Genomic DNA, 16553 nt, shown 5'->3' with positions numbered 1-16553 from the left:
TTCGAGGCCTTTGGAGCCCCCGGCCGGCCCCTGAACTCACACAGCCGGCCTCCTGCCGGGCCTCGCCATGCATCCCGAGCCCACCCCGCCGGCTTCCCGTAAAAGCTCGGGAGATTCCCGTCCAGCCTCGCAAAAGTCTCGTAAGCTGTTGATTTTATTGGATATTTTCCAACGTAAAGGTATTAGAGGTCTTCAACGGATTTCTATATCTTCAACCCGTCCAAGGGGTCCTCGGAGTTCATCTCTCTGGTCGAAGAGGACTCACATGAGCCATTTCGGGATTTGTGTTGGAGGATTTTGTGCGATCGGGGACAATTTACCCAAATCACACAAAATGGAATGTGTGAAAAGCATCTAAGCAAAGGAGTGTGGATGAACGAACTAACTCAAACAAGTCCGACCGAGATCTTTTTGAAGACTTCGACCATGGCGGACATCAAGCTGCAGGCTCAGCGGGCCAGCGAGATGGTCGGGGCGGTGCGGGCCAAGATGCTGGCGCCCTCCGCCGTCAAGACCAGTCCGGTCTTCATTCAGAAGGAGGTGGCCGAGCGCTGCGGGCTGGAACCGGGGCAGTTCAGCTACCGCATGAAGAATGCCGACCTTCCTCCTCTGCCCCAAGGGAATTTCGATCCGAAGAGCCGGCGCCGGGAATTCAGTCTGGCCGAGACGCGGACCTGGGTCAAGGAGTTCCGCCGCAACCGGCTGCGGCCGCCGGGCGCCGAGGCGGTGGTGATCAGCATCGCCAACTTCAAGGGGGGCGTCGGCAAGTCGACCACCGCGATGACGCTGGCCCAGGGCCTGACCCTGCTCGGTCACCGGGTTCTGTTGATCGATGCGGATCCGCAGGGCTCGCTGTCCACCCTCACCGGCCTGGTCCCCGATCTGGACGTGCAGGAGGAAGACACCTTCATGCTGCTGGCGCTCGGCGAGGAGGATTCGATCCGCTATGCGATCCGCCCGACCTACTGGGATGGCCTGGACATCGTCGCTGCGGCGCCCCTGCTCTTCGGCATCGAGTTCAACCTGCCGGCGCGGCAGGTGAAGGAGATGGCGAACGGCTTCGAATTCTGGAATGTGCTGAATCTGGGCATCGACGACGTGCGCGAAGACTACGACGTGATCATCATCGATACTGCGCCGGCACTCTCCTACGGCACCGTCAACGCCCTGATGGCGAGCAACGGGATCATCATGCCGCTGCCGCCGAACGCGCTCGACTTTGCGTCGGGCGCTCAATTCTGGACCTTGTTCACCGACCTCACCGAGAACCTGATCGGCGCCGGCGGCAGCACCAAGACCTTCGATTTCATCAATGTGCTGCTGTCGCGGGTCGACAGCGACGATGCCAGCACGATGGTCCGCAAATGGATCATCCAGACCTACGGCGACAAGGTGTTGCCGGCCGAGATCCCGCGCACTGTGGTCACGTCGGCGGCCAGCGCCGAATTCAACACGGTCTACGACATCTCACGCTACGACTGGAACGCGCGAACCTACAAGCGCGCCCGCGAGGCCTACGACAACCTCGTGGCTTACATGGAGGGCGTGGTTCGGGCTGTGTGGCTCAAGAACCAGAGTCACGCAGCGGAGCCGGCGGTGCGTCCCGTGATCATGGAAGGAGTCTGATATGGCGAGTCGACGATTTCTCGAGAAGGGCAACGCGATCACCCTGCCGTCGGACACGGTGGTCGAGCCGGCGTCCCATCCGCCAGCCGCCAACTCGCCGGTGCCGGCCGCTGTCGTGCCTGGCATCGTCAACCGTCCGCCGCGCACCGCAATCGGCGGCATGGCGGCGTTCATGCAGGCCGAGTCGGTGGCGAACAAGCGGCTGGAGCAGCTCGAGAAGGACTACGCGCCTTTTGTGGGGGCCGACCCGGTCAAGCAACTGGACCCGAGGACGATCCGGCGTTCGCGCTGGGCGAACCGTCATCAGACGGCTTTCGCGATGCGCGAATTTGCCGAACTCAAGGAAGACATCCGCAATGCGGGTGGCAATGTCCAGGCGATCAAAGTCCGGCCGGTGCGCAGCGAAGACCTGAGCGAAGCGGAGAAGGGCGCCGAGCCGCCGGTCCAGTATGAAGTGGTGTTCGGGCACCGTCGCCACGCGGCGTGCCTGGAGCTAGGCCTGCCGGTCAGTGCAGTCATCAAGTCGATGACCGATCGCGAACTGTTCGGCGAGATGGACCGCGAGAACCGAAAGCGCGAAGACCTGTCGGCCTACGAGCAGGGCGTGATGTACTTGAACGCGCTGGAGTCCGGACTCTTCGAATCCATGCGCAAGCTGGCGGAGGCGGTGGGCGTCGACCACGGGCTGGTCAGCAAGGCGGTGGGTGTGGCCCAGCTGCCGGACGTGGTGGTGCAGGCCTTCGATTCGCCGGTCGAGATCCAGTACCGCTGGGCCAAGCCGCTGAGCGAAGCCCTGCAGCGCGATCCGGACGGACTGATGGAGCGCGCGCGGCGTGTGCGGCACAGCGGTGCCACCGTGACGCCCGGTACGATCTATGCGGCGCTCATCGGCGAAACGTCGGATGTGGCGAGCGGATCGGCGGCGTCGGAGATCGTGGGCCGCGCGGGAAAGATCTCGGTCACCAAGGACAAGAAGGGCAGGCTGCTGCTGAAGTTCGATCGACCGGTCAGCGCGGTGCTTCAGGCGGAAGTCGAAAAGGCATTGCGCTCGGTGTTGAGCTGAAAAGCGGAGCGCTCGAGAAAAGGGGGTGGTGAACGGTTCACCACCCCTTTTTTTATGGGCGAGGGGAGAGTGGTGAACCGTTCACCACATCTCAAGATCCGTGTCGATCCTGACTCTCGTTCCGTTCGAGCGATTCCAGGATGTCCCCAACTTCGACGCTTGTGCCTCGTTCCCGACGGGCTTCGACGGCCTTGCAGTCTGACCAAGAGCGGAGATCGTCGAGGCGTACGGGAAAGTGTTGAGCTGAAAAGCGGAACGCACAAGAAGGGCGTGGTGAACCGTTCACCACTTCAAGAGCCACGTCGATTTCGACTCTCGATCCGTTCGAGCGATTCCAGGATGTCCCCCATCATCGACTTCAGGACGCCCATGTCCCGATCCCGCCGGGCCTCGACGAGCGGGTCCGGTCCGGCGCCCGGGGCGCGACCCGACAGCGACTCCTGGGCGCGCGCGACCGCCTCGTCGAGCCGCGTGATGAGGTTGTTGCGCAAGGCCGAGAATTGCGCCAATTCCCGTTTGACGGCCACCAGTTCCTCGTGAAGTACGGCGAGCTGGACCTCGATCTTTTCCAGAGTGGCGTCGGCGCGGGGAAGGGGAGATGGTTCGACCTCGGCGATCGACCCCGAAGGCCTGAGCTGCGCGACCGCGGACTGAAGGTGATCGGCCGTGCGGGCGACCGCCAGCTCGACGATTGCCTGCGTGTCGGTGTGCGCGAGGTGAGGCCATTGATCTCGAACCCGCTGGATCGCACGCTCGGTGTTCAAATGCAGCCCGGGACGTCCCGCGCGCCGGGGACGGCGCAGGCTCTCCTGGGTGAATGACCGGCCGGTATCAAGCGGGGGGCCTGCATCATCGGACGAACAGCCCTCGAAGATGCCCATGGCGTTCCACTTCTTGAGTGACGATTCCGAGGGCGCCTGCGGCCCATGCATCATCGTGAGAATGCGACCGAGTTCAGCGAGCGTGCAGGTGGTCGGCCAAGGTGGCGATCCAACTGAAGCGGGCAAGGAGGGGAGGGCATCGAACGTCGCGCCGGGCGGGAGGGTGACGGAATCACTCATTGAAGGCCCATCATTTGGTTATTAAATAACCTAATTATGGCTTCGCCGATCGACCCCGTACAAGAAAAGCCTTTGCGGGCCTCGATTTCCGTGGAACATTTCGTTCAAAGCAGCCAAAAAAAGCGATAACTCGTTGTCAGCAAAAGAAAAAGCCTGACGTTTCAAAATGTCGTGAAACAGCCTCGCTGGAAGGTCGGCACGTTTTCCGGCGAGCCATGTCGTGCGACATTAACGTCGACACGATGCGTCAGTAACCCCATACCACTTTTCACAATGTGATCCAGAGCTCGTGCGCCTTCTTCTAATCTTCCCGAAAGTCGCCGAAGTGCCCACGCGGATGACCGCGGTGGCGCATTGGTTGGCTTACTGCCGAATCTCACGGAACTCAGAACTCCTCTCACTCAGAATTGAACTTCGCGGCGGCAAAGTTGAAGCAGGTACTTACATCAACGCTGCGAGCAAGGACGGGGAGGGCAGAAAGGAGGGGCGACAGCCCCTCTGATGGGGGCGTCTAGAGCACGCAAGCAGGCAGCCGCCCAATCACCCCAGCCCAATTGACTGCAATCCTCCGCGAACCTACCCGCACGTCGTAGCGCATGAACAGCCACGGTCGCTCGCCGTAGTTCTTCGCTATCTGCTTCGGCTTGGCCAAGTCCGCCTTGCCGACATCGGGCGTTTTGCCTTCAGCTAGCAGCGCATCCTGGCACCGCCGCGTCAGCCCGGGCTCGGCCGTGAACTCGGTCACAACGAACTGCTGCCCCGCCGTGAATGCAATGGGCACGGCGCCGCTGCCGCCAACGCTGACGTTGTGGGCAGACAGCTCCATCACGCGAGCAACTTCCAGCCAGATTGCGCGGGGAAGTTGGGGGGCGGGCAGGGGGACCGACATCGAGAGGTAGGCCGCTTGCGCATCCAAGCCAACGTCGGGCTGGACGACAACTTCAGGCGCCGCTGCCGCCAGCTGTTCCAGATATGGCTCCCAGTCGGAGGGCAACCGGACGAGCAGGGCCTGCGCTTCCGGCGCGCGTGCTTCACCTTCGGCACGGGGCAGTCCCTGAGCCGAGATGACGATGGCGGCGGCCGGCGGCGCGACCTCTTTGAGGCGAGTGCGGTACTGCCGGCGCGAACTGGAGTAGAGCTGGAACGATGCTTGGCGCAAATTGGGAAAGTCGGAAAGGGTATAGATGTGAGTAGAGGGCATGACAGCCAATGGGTGAGTTGAAGGCCTCCGTAGAGGGCCCGCAACTGAATAGTCAGTCGCTTTATTCAGCTACCGCCGACCGTAGTTCCTAAGATCTCCGCGCGCTCTGAACCGACACGACATCACCTTGAGCTGACCTCTGGGCAGCGAGCGCTGAGCTGGCGGAGATCAACGCATCCTCAGTGCCCGTTCCAAGCTTTCACGGCCAAGGGCTTTGACCTCGGTGACCATCAGCGCCTGGTCATTTCAGCCAAGGCGGCCGCATCCCACGGTGCGAGTGTGCTCATCTCCAACCATGACACGCCCGAAACCCGAGACCTCTACCGCGGATTCACGCCGCATTCGCTACATGTTGGCCGCAGCATCGCTTCGCGAGCATCCGCACGCGGCAGGTGCAACGAGCTACTCGCGGTGCTCGGATAAACAGATGCGTCTAGACGCTTCCATGAGTCTCGATTTCGAGCTCGATTCCGGTGGCCAGCCGGCTGGCCACCGGGCGCTACCTCAACCACACTGGAGAAAACTGTGCACCTGAGCCCTGATACAACCTTTTCCCTCGCTCTGGAGGAGGCATATGAACTTGCGCCGCTTCTGCGCCCAAACGTCGAAGGCCTCTATGACTGCGCACAGCGCGAGCTGGGTCGATTCCACCCATGCGTCTTGCGGCTTTCCAGCGACGAAGGCGAGCAATCAGAGCTGACGGGTCTCCTCAGCACTGAGCACGCGACGTCGCCCGGCGCGTTACTCGTCCTGCCTGACCAAGCCGACGACCGCATGGACGCGCTACTCGAAAAGAAGTTCAGCGCCATGGCGGTGCCGTACGACGGCAACATGAGGTCAATGGCTGTATTCGCTCTTGAAGACGACCAAAATGAAGTCGCGATTGCGGTACAGATGTCGGCCCTCAGGGGATTGGGCGATGGCCCGTTCATTCTTGCAGTTGCCTGCAAAAACCAGCTTCGCCTTCGCCGAATCACGAATCAGCCTCCTGAAGACACGGGCGGCTTGCAGGGGCTGGACTGCTCCGTGCAGAGCTACAACCCCCACAACGTCTACTCGCAGCAAGAGCTCGACGAGGCGGCGCGAAGGGAGCGAGACGGCGATGAGCCGGACTTTTGGTTGGTCGAAGAAGTCATGCGCAAAGACAAATTGGACCGACTCCGCGACCTGCAGGCAGCGCGGCTTGAGGCAATGCGGCGCTATGTCGCCCGACGCAAAGGCTTGAACCTGTCCGAAGTGCCCCCTTACCGCGCACCCAATCCGGTTGCTGGCCTTGCCAGGCCATTTGAATGCACACGGGCCGGCTCATGAGCACGAGCGGGAAGTGCGCCGGCGCTTCAGAAGCGGCGGCTCGACAACGGTAGTCGGCTCGTTGGAGCCGACGCCTGCGCGCAAGCGGTCCATCTGGCGGCTTTTGCGAGGGCGTCACGTGATTCACATCGACGCGAAGGCAAGGCCCATGCCTACATTGAGCGGCTCCGGTAGCTCGATGCCCCACTCACATCGTGTAGAGCAACTGAAACCAAGCTGCTCGTTCGCAGCACTTTGGTCTCAGTGCGTCGACTAGGTCGTGGTCCGTACTGACGTCCGCAGTCTGAGCACGCAAGATCAACGCGCTCCGTGGTCTCAAGTGCGTAGGCCTACAGATCGCGACGAACAGAGATAAATAAGTTGGCTGTACTCCTTAGAAGTCGACGCGGTTCGACTGCACTTAGGAGAGCACCCCATGAAACTGACCAAATCTGAAACCCACCACCTGAGCCTGCGCAAAGCTGCAGACGCCTTGAGCGCATTTGCTCTCATCCACCAAGAGGTGGAGAGGCAGAAATCCCTTCTCGCATCGAAGGACACAGCCGTGTGTTGGCGGCGGTGTAGATCCGCTTCTATTCGGCGACGAGGAGGCGGTTTTGCAGGGCGCGTGATGTGCAAACGCTGAGGGCCCCGGTTGGGGCCCTCGTTGCATGGGTGGTGGTCGTTCATTTCAGAACGGCACGTCCGGATCGAAGGACGGCTCAGGCTGGTGTTGCACGAGCTGCTCGTGCCAGGCCTGCCGTTGCGCCTCAACCTCAGTCGTCTCCGCAAGAGCCGCTTCGACCGCGCACTGCACGCCGCCGAAGGCGACTTGGCGATCACGGCCAACTTGATGGGCAACACGCCGAGGGTATGGGCATGAAGGCGTGCGCTAATCGTCGACGTTTACAACGAGACGGAGTCGCCCGAGCAAGTGCATTGGCACGGCCAGTTCGTGCCAGTGGACGTCGATGGTGCTGGCGAAGAAGGCACCCCGCCCGTCCCACCTGGCGGCAAGCGGCGCTTGTCGTTTGTCCCCGGGCCGGCTGGCTTCCGCTTCTATCACACACATGTCGTCGCTGGCGCAGACCTCACAAGTGGCCAATACACCGGCTTGGTCGGCCCGGTGCATATCGAGCCTCGGAACGATCCAGGCCGTTACGACCGTGAGGTCTTCCTGGTGCTCAAGGAGTTCGAGCCCTTCTTGAGCAAAGGCGGGGATATGGCGATGGATTTTCTTTCGCCCCGTACCCGAGACCGGGTCCTTGAGGAGCGCGGCGAGTCAGCGATGCATGACGCGATGGCGCACCGCCAGCCACGTGGCTAAGAGGTGGGATATAGGAGCTTCGCGATCAACGGTCGAGCGCTCGGCCATGGAGAACCGATCCGAGTGAGGGCCTGGGAAAGGGTCTTGCTCCACATCCTCAACGGAAGCGCCACGGAGATCCGAAGCCATCTGGCCTTCTGCCGCTCAGGTGATTGATCGTGCCCTTGACTCTGCGTCGGCGAAATGGTCCACTAATAAGAACGCGAATCACTATCAATGAGAATGACGATGTTCCGCCTGCTGATGGCCTGGATGACGTTGTGGTTTGCTGTATCGGGTGCGCTTGCGCAGAGCGAGACGCCGCCAGAGGCATCGGTGCGCCAGTTGTGGCAGCAACTGGACTATGTCGGCGTCGACTACGGCGGCGCGGTTGCGGGGGGCGTGGTACGCAGCGCGTCGGAATACGCCGAAATGCGGGAGTTCGCCGGCAATGCGCTCAAGCAAGCGCAAGCGCTGCCGCCCCGTCCTGCACGAGAACACTTGATCGCGGCGGTGGCCGCGCTCAACGACGCCGTGGAGCGGCGCGCCGATGCGGCCGAGGTGGGGCAGCTTGCGCGCCACGCCAGTGACCTGCTGTTGGCGTCGTACCCGGTTCCGGTTGCCCCCAAGGAAGCGCCAGACCTGCGCCGTGGCAGCGCGCTGTATCAGGCCCAATGCGCCGCTTGCCACGGCGCAACCGGCCGGTCGGACGGGCCCCTGGCCGCGACGCTGAACCCCAAGCCGGTGGCCTTCGCTGACCGCGACAGGGCCCGTTCGCGCAGCGTGTTGGCGCTGTACCAGATCGTGTCCCAGGGGGTACCCGGCACGCCGATGCCCAGCTTCGGCAGCCTGTCCGAGTCGGATCGGTGGGCCCTGGCCTTTTTCGTCGGAACCCTCTCTCACGACGACACGATGCGCGAGCGTGGCGCCGCGGTGTGGAAGGCCGATACAGCGGTCAAGGCGCAGTTCCCCGACCTGGCGGCGCTGACCACCGCCACCGAGACGACGGCCGAGGGGTTGGGCGCTGAGCGCGCGCGCGACCTCATGGCATACCTGCGCAGCGATCCGCGGGCACTGGCTGATGGGCAGCCGCGAGGCATCGGACTGGCGCGCTCGCTGCTGCATCAAAGCCTGGACGCCGCCCGCGCCGGCAACTTCCCGGCTGCGACGCGGCTGGCCTTGTCGTCCTACCTGGATGGCTTCGAGCCTGTCGAGCCCATGCTCAGCGCGCGCAACAAGCCGCTGATGACGGAAGTCGAAAGCGAGATGCTCGGGTACCGCGCGGCCTTGTCGTCGGGCAAGGCGGACGCCGCCGCGGCCTCGGCACAGCGACTTGAAACGTTGCTGACTCGGGCCGAGGCCGAGTTGGGAGCCGGCGCGACCGATCCGACGACGACCTTCGTCGGCGCACTGACCATCCTCCTCAGAGAGGGCGTCGAGGCACTGCTGATCGTGGTCGGAATGCTGGCGTTCCTGCGCAAGGCCGAGCGGTCGGACGTGACCGGTTACGTGCACGGGGGGTGGGTTTCGGCGTTGGCCGCCGGCGGCGCGACCTGGGCCGTGGCGACTTACGTCGTGAGCATCAGTGGCGCCAGCCGCGAGGTGACCGAGGGCGTGTCCTCGCTGTTTGCGGCGGCGGTGCTGCTCGGCGTGGGCTTGTGGATGCACCAGAAGAGCAGCGCCGGGCGCTGGCAGGCGTATCTGAAGGACAAGCTGTCGTCGGCGATGTCGCGCCGCTCGGCCTGGGCTTTGTTCGCGCTGGCCTTCATCGCGGTGTATCGCGAAGTGTTCGAGACGGTGCTGTTCTATTCCGCGCTGGCCGTCGACGGCAACGGGCACGCGCTTGTGGCGGGGATGCTGGGCGGCGTGCTGATATTGGCTTTGATTGCTTGGGCGCTGCTGCGCACCAGCGCACGCATGCCGATCGGCAAGTTCTTCACGATCAGCTCGGTGTTCGTTGCGGTGCTTGCGGTCGTGCTTGCAGGCAAGGGCGTGGCTGGCCTGCAGGAAGCCGGCTGGCTTTCCGCGAGCCCGGTGGCGTCGCCTCGCATCGAGGTGCTGGGCGTCTTCCCCTCGGCGGAGACCTTGCTGACTCAGGCAGTTGTTCTTGCCGTTGCCCTGATCGGGTTCTGGGTCAACGCGATGGCTGGACGGCGAGCGACGTCTGCGCCCACTGCGCGCACCTGAGGAGTCAAGTGCGCCATCGTTGGTGGCGGATCAAATAGCCGTCAGACGGACTCGACGAACGTTCCATGATCAAGGTTCCCATAGAGGGAAGGTCAATCGTTTTGGCCGGTGTCCGGATTGGATCGAGGGCTATAGGCGCCTGAGCGTTGACCTTCCAATGGTGGAAAGGATGAGAGTCAATCATCGACCAACTCTTTCATATGGAGCGAGCAATGATTGCCTTTCAAGTCAACGACATGACCTGCGGCCACTGTGTCAGCACGATCACCAACGCAGTAAGAAGCGCGGACGGAGAAGCCAAAGTGCAGATCGACCTTTCGACTCATCGCGTTCAGATCGAGTCCGAGACGGCCAACGCGCAGGAGTTGGCCGAGGCCATCAAGCAAGCGGGCTACACGCCCGAACCTGTACAGGCCGCGCTCAGCGACAAGCTTGCCAAGGCGGGAAATTGCTGCGGTTGCTGCCACTGAACAGCAGTCCGAGCGGGTTCTTCAGGCATAGGGTCGCTGGTGGCCCGATCGAGATTGGCGAACATCGCGCAATTGCCTTGACCCACATCAAAGGTCAAGGTCGCCCCGGGGGCCATTCTGTGTCAAGCATATCCCGGAGGTTTGTCGTGAAGCTTCCACTCGTCATCAGTTTTCGGCCGATGTCCTCGTGATGGTTCACTGGGTTTCCTCAAGCGGACTACCGCAACCCATGTCTTGAGCGATGGTGTCTCCGAACCGCCGTGTGGCGAAGCAAGCGGAGCAAGTCGAGGAGAGCGGAGGGCCCGTGAGCACAACAACCCAGGCAATCCCAGAAGGCGATGAAGGCAACGGCGCAGCTACCGCCGAACTGCCGCGATTGCTTCAGATCCTGCGCGCACTGGCCGGTACGGGGTGGACACACTATGTGGAGCGGTTGCGTCTAAGGCATACGGTGTTCGACGCCACCTCCGAAACGGCGAAGACCAGCCTGCGTGACGCGAAGAGGTTTCGTGAAATGCTGGAAGGGCTCGGTCCGGCATTCGTCAAATTCGGCCAGCTTCTGAGTTTGCGGCGGGACATGCTGCCCGAGAGCTATATCGACGAGTTGCAGAAGTTGCAGGACGACGTCGCGATATTTTCCGGCCATCAGGCTCGCGCCATCGTCGAACGCGAGCTGGCCAAGCCTGTCGATGAGTTGTTCGCCGAATTCGACGAGACGCCGCTTGCCGCCGCATCGATCGGTCAGGTTCATACCGCTTGTCTCAAGGACGGCACCAGGGTCGTCGTCAAGGTGCAGCGCCCTGGCATCGAGCCTGTCATTCACGCCGATGTCAACATCATGCGCTTCTTGGCTCGTCGCCTCGAGTTGCACGTCCCGGAGAGCCGCCGGTTTGGTCCATCGAATCTGGTCGAAGAGTTCGCCCGGCTCATCAGCGACGAACTTGACTATCACATCGAGGCGCGCAACGGCGACCGTCTGCGCGAGAACTTCAAAGATGACCCTGACGTATTTATTCCGCGCATCTATTGGGATCTGACCAGCCGCTGCGTCCTGACGATGGAGCGCAGTCTCGGCCACAAGCTCGCGCAACAGCCCCCGGACCTGCCGGGTCGTCGGCAAGTCGCAGAAAAGCTGATGCGGTCATTCCTTAAGCAGGTCTTCGAGGACGGGTTCTTCCATGGCGATCCGCATCCTGGCAATGTGTTCCTACTTGACGACGGCCGCCTGTGCTTGCATGACTTCGGCATCATGGGCGAGACCTCGGCGCACGATCAGGAGGTGCTCGCCCAGCTTATCCTGGCCGTCAGCTCGGCGGACGTTGCGTGGATGGTGGATGCGTATTTCGAAATGGGCATGGCTGCCGAGAGTGTCGACCGCCAGGCGTTTACCCGCGATGTCACCAAGGCGCTCAACGCGTATTACGAGGCCGCTGGAAAGGGCTATTCGTTTGGCGAGATCGCGCGGCAGTTCGCGCAACTGAGCCAGCGTCACCAGATCCAGCTGCCTCGCCAGTTCCTGCTGGTATCGAAGGCCTTCATGCTGATCGAGGCGCAAGCGCTGACGATGGCCCCGAGCTTCAATGCGTTGATGTCGTTGCGCGAGTACGTGCCGCGCTTGCTTCGCCGCCACGCTTTGCAGGGTCTGAATCTTCCGCTTGCGGATTTCAGCCGCGGCTTTCGCACACTGCGCTCACTGCGCCACGCTGTGGCAAGCCTGCCTGACATGCTCAACCGCGCGGTCGAGGTCCTGAGCAGCGGAAAAGCGACGCTTCATATTGAACACGATCAATTGCAGGGCTTGGAAGCGCACATCGATCGGGCAAGCAACCGATTGAGCCTGAGCTTGATCATCGCCAGCCTCGTCATTGGCTCGTCCATCGTCATGACCTTCCACAGTGGGCCGCATTTCTGGGGGGTTCCGCTCCTGGGGCTCGCCGGCTTTGTGGTTGCGAGCGTCATGGGGTTTGCGTGGGCCATCGCCATTCTGCGGTCTGGAAAACTGTAGTGGCGGCAGGGAGCGGTTGGTCTAGAACACGCTCAATGTTCCACTTACCAGTTCGTTGACCAGCTCTGGAAGTGCGGTCAACTGTTGTTTGGTCAGTTCACGGATTTGGTGCTGGCGTGCAAGCGAAAGGCCGCCTTCAGCGACGACCTCGATTGCCGCCAGTTGGGGCTGGTCGATGCGCCGGCCGATTGCCGAGAGTAGCCGGACCGTCACGGCGTCGATGCCATCGACATCGGCATGGATACGACCCGCCAGCCGATGCGCCAGTACGTTGTAGAGCTTGCCGACATGCGCTGCCGGATTCTTCCCGGCGGCTGCCTCCAGGGACATGGGCCGGTAAGGGGTGATCAGGCCGTTGGTGCGGTTTCCCCGGCCAACTTCGCCATCGTCGCCGTGCTCCGCGCTCAAGCCGGTGACGGTCAGATAGATTTCGTCTTCACGGTGCGCAGTCGGGCTGTCGAGCGTATTGATCTCGATTTCGCACCCCGGCAGGCGTTCGGCGAGGTAGTCGACAATCCGGCGCTTTTGCGTGAAATAGTCTTCGACGCCTTGCACACATCGGTCGACGACCGCAAGTGCAATCGTCAATCGCAGACGCGCATCGAGGCGGCTGCCCATGATCTTGTAGTCCAGTCCGGCGGCCTCGAAGGATTTGAGGAATTCGCTGGAACGCAAGGTCTTTGCGGCGCGGAGCACCGCGTTTTCGAGTGCGGAGAGCGGCGCGTAACCAACGCCGAAGGACGTGTCATTGGCTAGCGGGAGCGAGGAGGGCGACGTGACGCGCCGAAGGTTCGGAGCGGAGGGCCGTAGGATCGCCTCTATGCCAATCGCATTGCCGATGGGCCCCAAGGCCTCGACGAGGTAACCGCGAACCGCCTGCTCGACGACCGTCTGAATCGGGGCGGACGGCAGCTCGGTCACAGGTCCAGAAACGATCAGTCGCATGGGGCGTAGCAATTCGCCACCACCGAATCTCGTTTGGCTGATGCCGCCGATCAGCAGCGCCTTGTCCAGGTTGAAGTGCTGAATTGCGCCATAGCTCTCAAGATAGGCCCGGCATACCGCGCGGGCGGCTGCCTCGACCGCGCCATCACAAAGGCTATCCGGGTGGCCGATGCCCTTGTGCTCGCACATTTCAGTCCGAGTGGACCATTGCATCGGAGCTGTCGTGACGGAAAGTGCTGCAGCATCTTCGGGACTTGGCATGATGGCGCTCCCACTTCTTATGTGATTCTATTCATCTCGCTCCGCAATTGATCCACACCGCCCCGCGGCTCGTGGTCCGGGTAGCACAGGACCGCACCACGCCCATTTTTGGAAGACGCCCTTACAGAAGCGTCGGCTCACAAGTTCACCGAGCGCCTCACAGATACGTCCTGCGGGCGAGTTCATCGCTTCTCGAACACCAAGACGTACATGAAAGCTGTCTCACTCCAGCTGAAAGTCTTGTGATCCAACTGCCTCGTAAGGCCAAATCCCTGGGCCTCGACCTCTTTCACGACGTCGTCACGGTCCAGGCGAATGTGACGTTGAACTTCTTCAAGGCTTGCGGACGGATTGGGGCGACTGCGATAGAAGTCAATGATAAAGAGTCGCCCGTCGGACTTGAGCGCCCGCCGCACGCCTCGCATTGTCGCCTCCGGGTAGTTGAGATGATGATACGTGTCGAGGAGAATTGCAGCGTCGAGCCGGTTTGCGGGCAGCTTTGGATTACGCTCGGTACCGAGCACTGGATGCACGTTCCGCCAGCCCGTGGCGGCAATGCGTTCCCGGACCTTGTCAAGGAACTCCGGATACACATCGACGGCGAAGATCGTACCGTTGCTGCCGATTCGTCTGACGATGTAGGGCAGAAGATAGCCAACGCCGGTCCCGACGTCGGCGACCGTATCACCTTCGTGCAAGCCCAGAGAATCCACGAGCGGGCCCGCCCGTTCGAGCGCCCCTCGAAAATTGGAACCCATCTCCGAGGCCGCCTTCTCACGCAGAGCGTGGGTGCGGTACCCCTCGTTGGCGGTGGTCGCAACTTGCGCCACCGACGTGCCAGCCAATAGGAAGACGGATAGGACCACGCCAATGCCGAAGCAGTTCTCAGGTGAGCGATCCATACGGAACTCCTGCCAGATGGAGGACATTGAGAGCCACCGGCGGCGTAACTCTGGGCGTGCGCCTTGCAGTCGCTCCCCACAACGCACGGGTCGGCGACGGGCATCGACCAAGATTGCGTCGACCCGGATGTCAATCGGACGCTACCTCCGTTAGAAGGTCAAGTGTGCGGCCCACGGAAGCGCGACTCGCGCAATAGCCGGGCCGGATGCCTTGCACCCCGCGGTTCGACGTCTGCTTCCGCGCGACCTCTGAGGCAACGTCAAAAGGCCGAGCGGCCACTCCGGGCCAAGCTGTGCCGCATCCGAGAGCGAACGAGCGCGCCAAGTCATACCAGTCCTTGACATTCCCACGGGGGCAAGGTCCATCTTGAAAAAACCGGGGCGAAGTGCCCCCTGCCTAGGTGTGTGATGAACGCTCGACAGGATGGCGCGCTGCACGCGTTAGCGCGCGGCACATTGATGCTCTATGAACGGGCCCTTCGGGTGGGTGAGTACGAAGTTGCCGAGCACCTGCTCAACGCGCTGGAAGAATTGGCTCGCAACGATCGAACGTGCTGCGGCGTACGAGATGACGCATACCTGCGCATCATGAAGTTCATGGTCAGAGCCGACGCAGTGCGGCGAATCGCGCCGGGGCCCGGGCCTTTGCGTCGCAAATTGCCGAAAAGGTGAGGCCCAACCGGGCGCGGAGCGGCAGACATGGCAGTCGCGGTGTATGTAGACGACATATTCCTGCTGCGTCTCGATGCCCATGGGACGTACCGCGAGGGTGGCGTCGTGGCGGGCCCTCATGTGGCGATCTCCACGCGCTGGCCCAGCATGGGTACGCTGGCGGACCACTTCAATTCCCGCTCGATGCGCTGACGCATCGCGTCGGCCGGTCCGGGTTCACCGTGAGTCACGAACACCGAGCGCGGCGCAGCCGGCGCGCTGCGCAGCCACTCGACGATCTGATGCGCATCGGCGTGTGCCGACATCCCCTGCAACGAGATGACTTCGGCACGCACGTCGACATCCTCGCCGTGCATGCGCAGGCTGCGCTCGCCGGATTGCAGGCGCGCGCCGCGGGTGCCGCCCGCCTGGTAGCCGACGAGGATGATCGCGTTGCGCCTGTCCGGGGCCAGGTTCTTCAGATGGTGCAGCACCCGCCCGCCAGTGGCCATGCCGCTTGCGGAGATGATGACCGCTGGGAACGTCAGGCGTGCCAACGCGCGCGATTCCTCTGGAGTGCGGATCATGCGCGCAGCCTTGTACATGCCCATGCAGTCTTCGAGCGACAGCTTGTGCTCCGCGTGGTGGCGGTGGTAGATCTCGGTGGCATCGATCGCCATTGGACTATCGAGAAACACAGGAATGTCCGGGATCGCACCCTGCTGCTTGAGCCGATGGATCAGGTACAGCAGCAGTTGGGCTCGGCCGACCGCGAACGCAGGAATGAGGACCATGCCGCCGCGCGCTACCGTCCGCGTGATCGTCTGGCCGAGCGCGGTTTCGGCTTGCGCCTCCGGTTCATGAAGGCGGTCGCCGTAGGTCGATTCGACGACGATGTGATCGGCCTTGCGGATTGGGGCAGGCTCACGCATGACGAGGTCGTCTGGGCGTCCTATGTCACCTGAGAACAGAACGGTCGTGCCACCGGCGGTGAGTTCGACCGATGCAGCGCCCAAGATGTGGCCGGCGGGTCGCAGGTTCACCGACAGGCCTCGAGAGATTTCCACGCCATCGCCGAAGCGCACCGGCTTGAGGCGCTCCAGCGCCCGGCGCGCATCGTCCTCCGTGTAAAGCGGCAGTGCTGGTGTGTGCCTGGACGTGTGATGCCGGTTGGCGTACGCCGCATCTTCCTCCTGGATCCGGGCGCTGTCTGGCAATAGCAACTGGCACAGGTCGATCGAAGAGCGGGTGGCCAGGATCGGTCCACGGAATCCCTGTTTGACCAACAGCGGCAGCGCGCCCGAGTGATCCAGGTGCGCATGTGTGAGCACCACCGCGTCGATGCCGGCCGGATCGAATGGCAGCGGCTCCCAGTTCATCAACCGCAATTGCTTGTAGCCCTGGAACAACCCGCAGTCGACCAGCAGGTGCATTCCCTCGTGTTCTATCAGGTACTTCGAACCGGTGACTGTGCCGGCCGCGCCGAGGAAACAGAGCTTCATTGGCCTCGCCTTTTCATGAGTGGTAGTGGCGGTCGGTCTGAGCGCTGCCGAAGCATGGTCTGCGTGAACTACTCCCACTCGCT

General features: G+C 62.4%; 14 protein-coding genes. 8 read left to right on the top strand and 6 right to left on the bottom strand.

The genetic code is table 11. The features are described 5' to 3' along the window. Positions 1-372: 372 nt before the first annotated feature. Together VAR608DRAFT_RS07610 and VAR608DRAFT_RS07605 are read left to right on the top strand one after the other, a co-directional pair. Positions 373-1626, top strand: a complete 1254-nt coding sequence (locus VAR608DRAFT_RS07610) for an AAA family ATPase (protein WP_088953508.1) — start codon at positions 373-375, stop codon at positions 1624-1626. A 1-nt stretch (position 1627) separates the two neighbouring features. Continuing rightward, complete coding sequence (locus tag VAR608DRAFT_RS07605; RefSeq protein WP_088953507.1) at positions 1628-2689, top strand: ParB/RepB/Spo0J family partition protein; 1062 nt, start codon at positions 1628-1630, stop codon at positions 2687-2689. 290 nt (positions 2690-2979) lie between these two features. Here VAR608DRAFT_RS07605 and VAR608DRAFT_RS07600 read toward each other — a convergent pair whose 3' ends face one another. Continuing rightward, the gene (locus VAR608DRAFT_RS07600; RefSeq protein ID WP_088953506.1) at positions 2980-3750 is read right to left on the bottom strand and encodes a hypothetical protein; all 771 of its coding nucleotides are present in this window, start codon (positions 3748-3750) and stop codon (positions 2980-2982) included. A 511-nt stretch (positions 3751-4261) separates the two neighbouring features. Beyond that, positions 4262-4951: a hypothetical protein gene (locus VAR608DRAFT_RS07595; RefSeq protein WP_088953505.1), complete on the bottom strand. Its 690-nt coding sequence runs from the start codon at positions 4949-4951 to the stop codon at positions 4262-4264. Between the two features lie 525 nt (positions 4952-5476). Between VAR608DRAFT_RS07595 and VAR608DRAFT_RS07590 the strand changes: the two genes are divergently transcribed. The 6 genes from VAR608DRAFT_RS07590 to VAR608DRAFT_RS07570 all read left to right on the top strand — a co-directional run bounded on the left by VAR608DRAFT_RS07590 (position 5477) and on the right by VAR608DRAFT_RS07570 (position 12209). Beyond that, positions 5477-6262, top strand: a complete 786-nt coding sequence (locus tag VAR608DRAFT_RS07590; protein ID WP_088953504.1) for a hypothetical protein — start codon at positions 5477-5479, stop codon at positions 6260-6262. Positions 6263-6677: 415 nt separating this feature from the next. Next, a complete protein-coding gene (locus VAR608DRAFT_RS36840; RefSeq protein ID WP_157730719.1) occupies positions 6678-6887 on the top strand; it encodes a hypothetical protein in 210 nt (69 codons plus the stop codon). A gap of 249 nt (positions 6888-7136) precedes the next feature. After that, positions 7137-7568, top strand: coding sequence for a multicopper oxidase domain-containing protein (locus VAR608DRAFT_RS07585; RefSeq protein ID WP_197700551.1), 432 nt, complete (start codon positions 7137-7139; stop codon positions 7566-7568). A 228-nt stretch (positions 7569-7796) separates the two neighbouring features. Further along, positions 7797-9734, top strand: a complete 1938-nt coding sequence (locus VAR608DRAFT_RS07580; RefSeq protein ID WP_088953503.1) for an FTR1 family protein — start codon at positions 7797-7799, stop codon at positions 9732-9734. 212 nt (positions 9735-9946) lie between these two features. Next, the gene (locus VAR608DRAFT_RS07575; RefSeq protein WP_088953502.1) at positions 9947-10204 is read left to right on the top strand and encodes a heavy-metal-associated domain-containing protein; all 258 of its coding nucleotides are present in this window, start codon (positions 9947-9949) and stop codon (positions 10202-10204) included. 304 nt (positions 10205-10508) lie between these two features. Further along, a complete protein-coding gene (locus VAR608DRAFT_RS07570; protein WP_231973333.1) occupies positions 10509-12209 on the top strand; it encodes an ABC1 kinase family protein in 1701 nt (566 codons plus the stop codon). A 21-nt stretch (positions 12210-12230) separates the two neighbouring features. Here VAR608DRAFT_RS07570 and VAR608DRAFT_RS07565 read toward each other — a convergent pair whose 3' ends face one another. The 4 genes from VAR608DRAFT_RS07565 to VAR608DRAFT_RS07550 form a co-directional block, all read right to left on the bottom strand. Continuing rightward, entirely contained in the window at positions 12231-13415 is a 1185-nt protein-coding gene (locus VAR608DRAFT_RS07565; protein ID WP_088953500.1) for a methionine adenosyltransferase, read from the bottom strand. 182 nt (positions 13416-13597) lie between these two features. Beyond that, a complete protein-coding gene (locus VAR608DRAFT_RS07560) occupies positions 13598-14317 on the bottom strand; it encodes a class I SAM-dependent methyltransferase (protein ID WP_157730717.1) in 720 nt (239 codons plus the stop codon). A 441-nt stretch (positions 14318-14758) separates the two neighbouring features. Continuing rightward, a complete protein-coding gene (locus VAR608DRAFT_RS07555) occupies positions 14759-15109 on the bottom strand; it encodes a hypothetical protein (RefSeq protein ID WP_088953498.1) in 351 nt (116 codons plus the stop codon). Then, positions 15106-16470 carry an MBL fold metallo-hydrolase gene (locus VAR608DRAFT_RS07550; protein WP_088953497.1) on the bottom strand — a complete coding sequence of 455 codons (1365 nt, stop codon included), beginning with the start codon at positions 16468-16470 and terminating at the stop codon, positions 15106-15108. The genes VAR608DRAFT_RS07555 and VAR608DRAFT_RS07550 overlap by 4 nt, the downstream gene beginning before the upstream one ends. Positions 16471-16553: the final 83 nt, after the last annotated feature.

The organism is Variovorax sp. HW608 (assembly GCF_900090195.1).
Taxonomy (GTDB): domain Bacteria; phylum Pseudomonadota; class Gammaproteobacteria; order Burkholderiales; family Burkholderiaceae_C; genus Variovorax.
This window is presented reverse-complemented; position numbering and strand designations above follow the sequence as displayed.

What these genes read in the sequence shown, in the direction of transcription:
- VAR608DRAFT_RS07595 (WP_088953505.1), bottom strand. Translation starts at nt 4,951, where the DNA reads ATGCCCTCTACTCACATCTATACCCTTTCCGACTTTCCCAATTTGCGC.
- VAR608DRAFT_RS07565 (WP_088953500.1), bottom strand. Translation starts at nt 13,415, where the DNA reads ATGCCAAGTCCCGAAGATGCTGCAGCACTTTCCGTCACGACAGCTCCG.
- VAR608DRAFT_RS07555 (WP_088953498.1), bottom strand. Translation starts at nt 15,109, where the DNA reads ATGAGGGCCCGCCACGACGCCACCCTCGCGGTACGTCCCATGGGCATC.
- VAR608DRAFT_RS07575 (WP_088953502.1), top strand. Translation starts at nt 9,947, where the DNA reads ATGATTGCCTTTCAAGTCAACGACATGACCTGCGGCCACTGTGTCAGC.
- VAR608DRAFT_RS36840 (WP_157730719.1), top strand. Translation starts at nt 6,678, where the DNA reads ATGAAACTGACCAAATCTGAAACCCACCACCTGAGCCTGCGCAAAGCT.
- VAR608DRAFT_RS07550 (WP_088953497.1), bottom strand. Translation starts at nt 16,470, where the DNA reads ATGAAGCTCTGTTTCCTCGGCGCGGCCGGCACAGTCACCGGTTCGAAG.
- VAR608DRAFT_RS07560 (WP_157730717.1), bottom strand. Translation starts at nt 14,317, where the DNA reads ATGGATCGCTCACCTGAGAACTGCTTCGGCATTGGCGTGGTCCTATCC.
- VAR608DRAFT_RS07610 (WP_088953508.1), top strand. Translation starts at nt 373, where the DNA reads ATGAACGAACTAACTCAAACAAGTCCGACCGAGATCTTTTTGAAGACT.
- VAR608DRAFT_RS07600 (WP_088953506.1), bottom strand. Translation starts at nt 3,750, where the DNA reads ATGAGTGATTCCGTCACCCTCCCGCCCGGCGCGACGTTCGATGCCCTC.
- VAR608DRAFT_RS07580 (WP_088953503.1), top strand. Translation starts at nt 7,797, where the DNA reads ATGTTCCGCCTGCTGATGGCCTGGATGACGTTGTGGTTTGCTGTATCG.
- VAR608DRAFT_RS07605 (WP_088953507.1), top strand. Translation starts at nt 1,628, where the DNA reads ATGGCGAGTCGACGATTTCTCGAGAAGGGCAACGCGATCACCCTGCCG.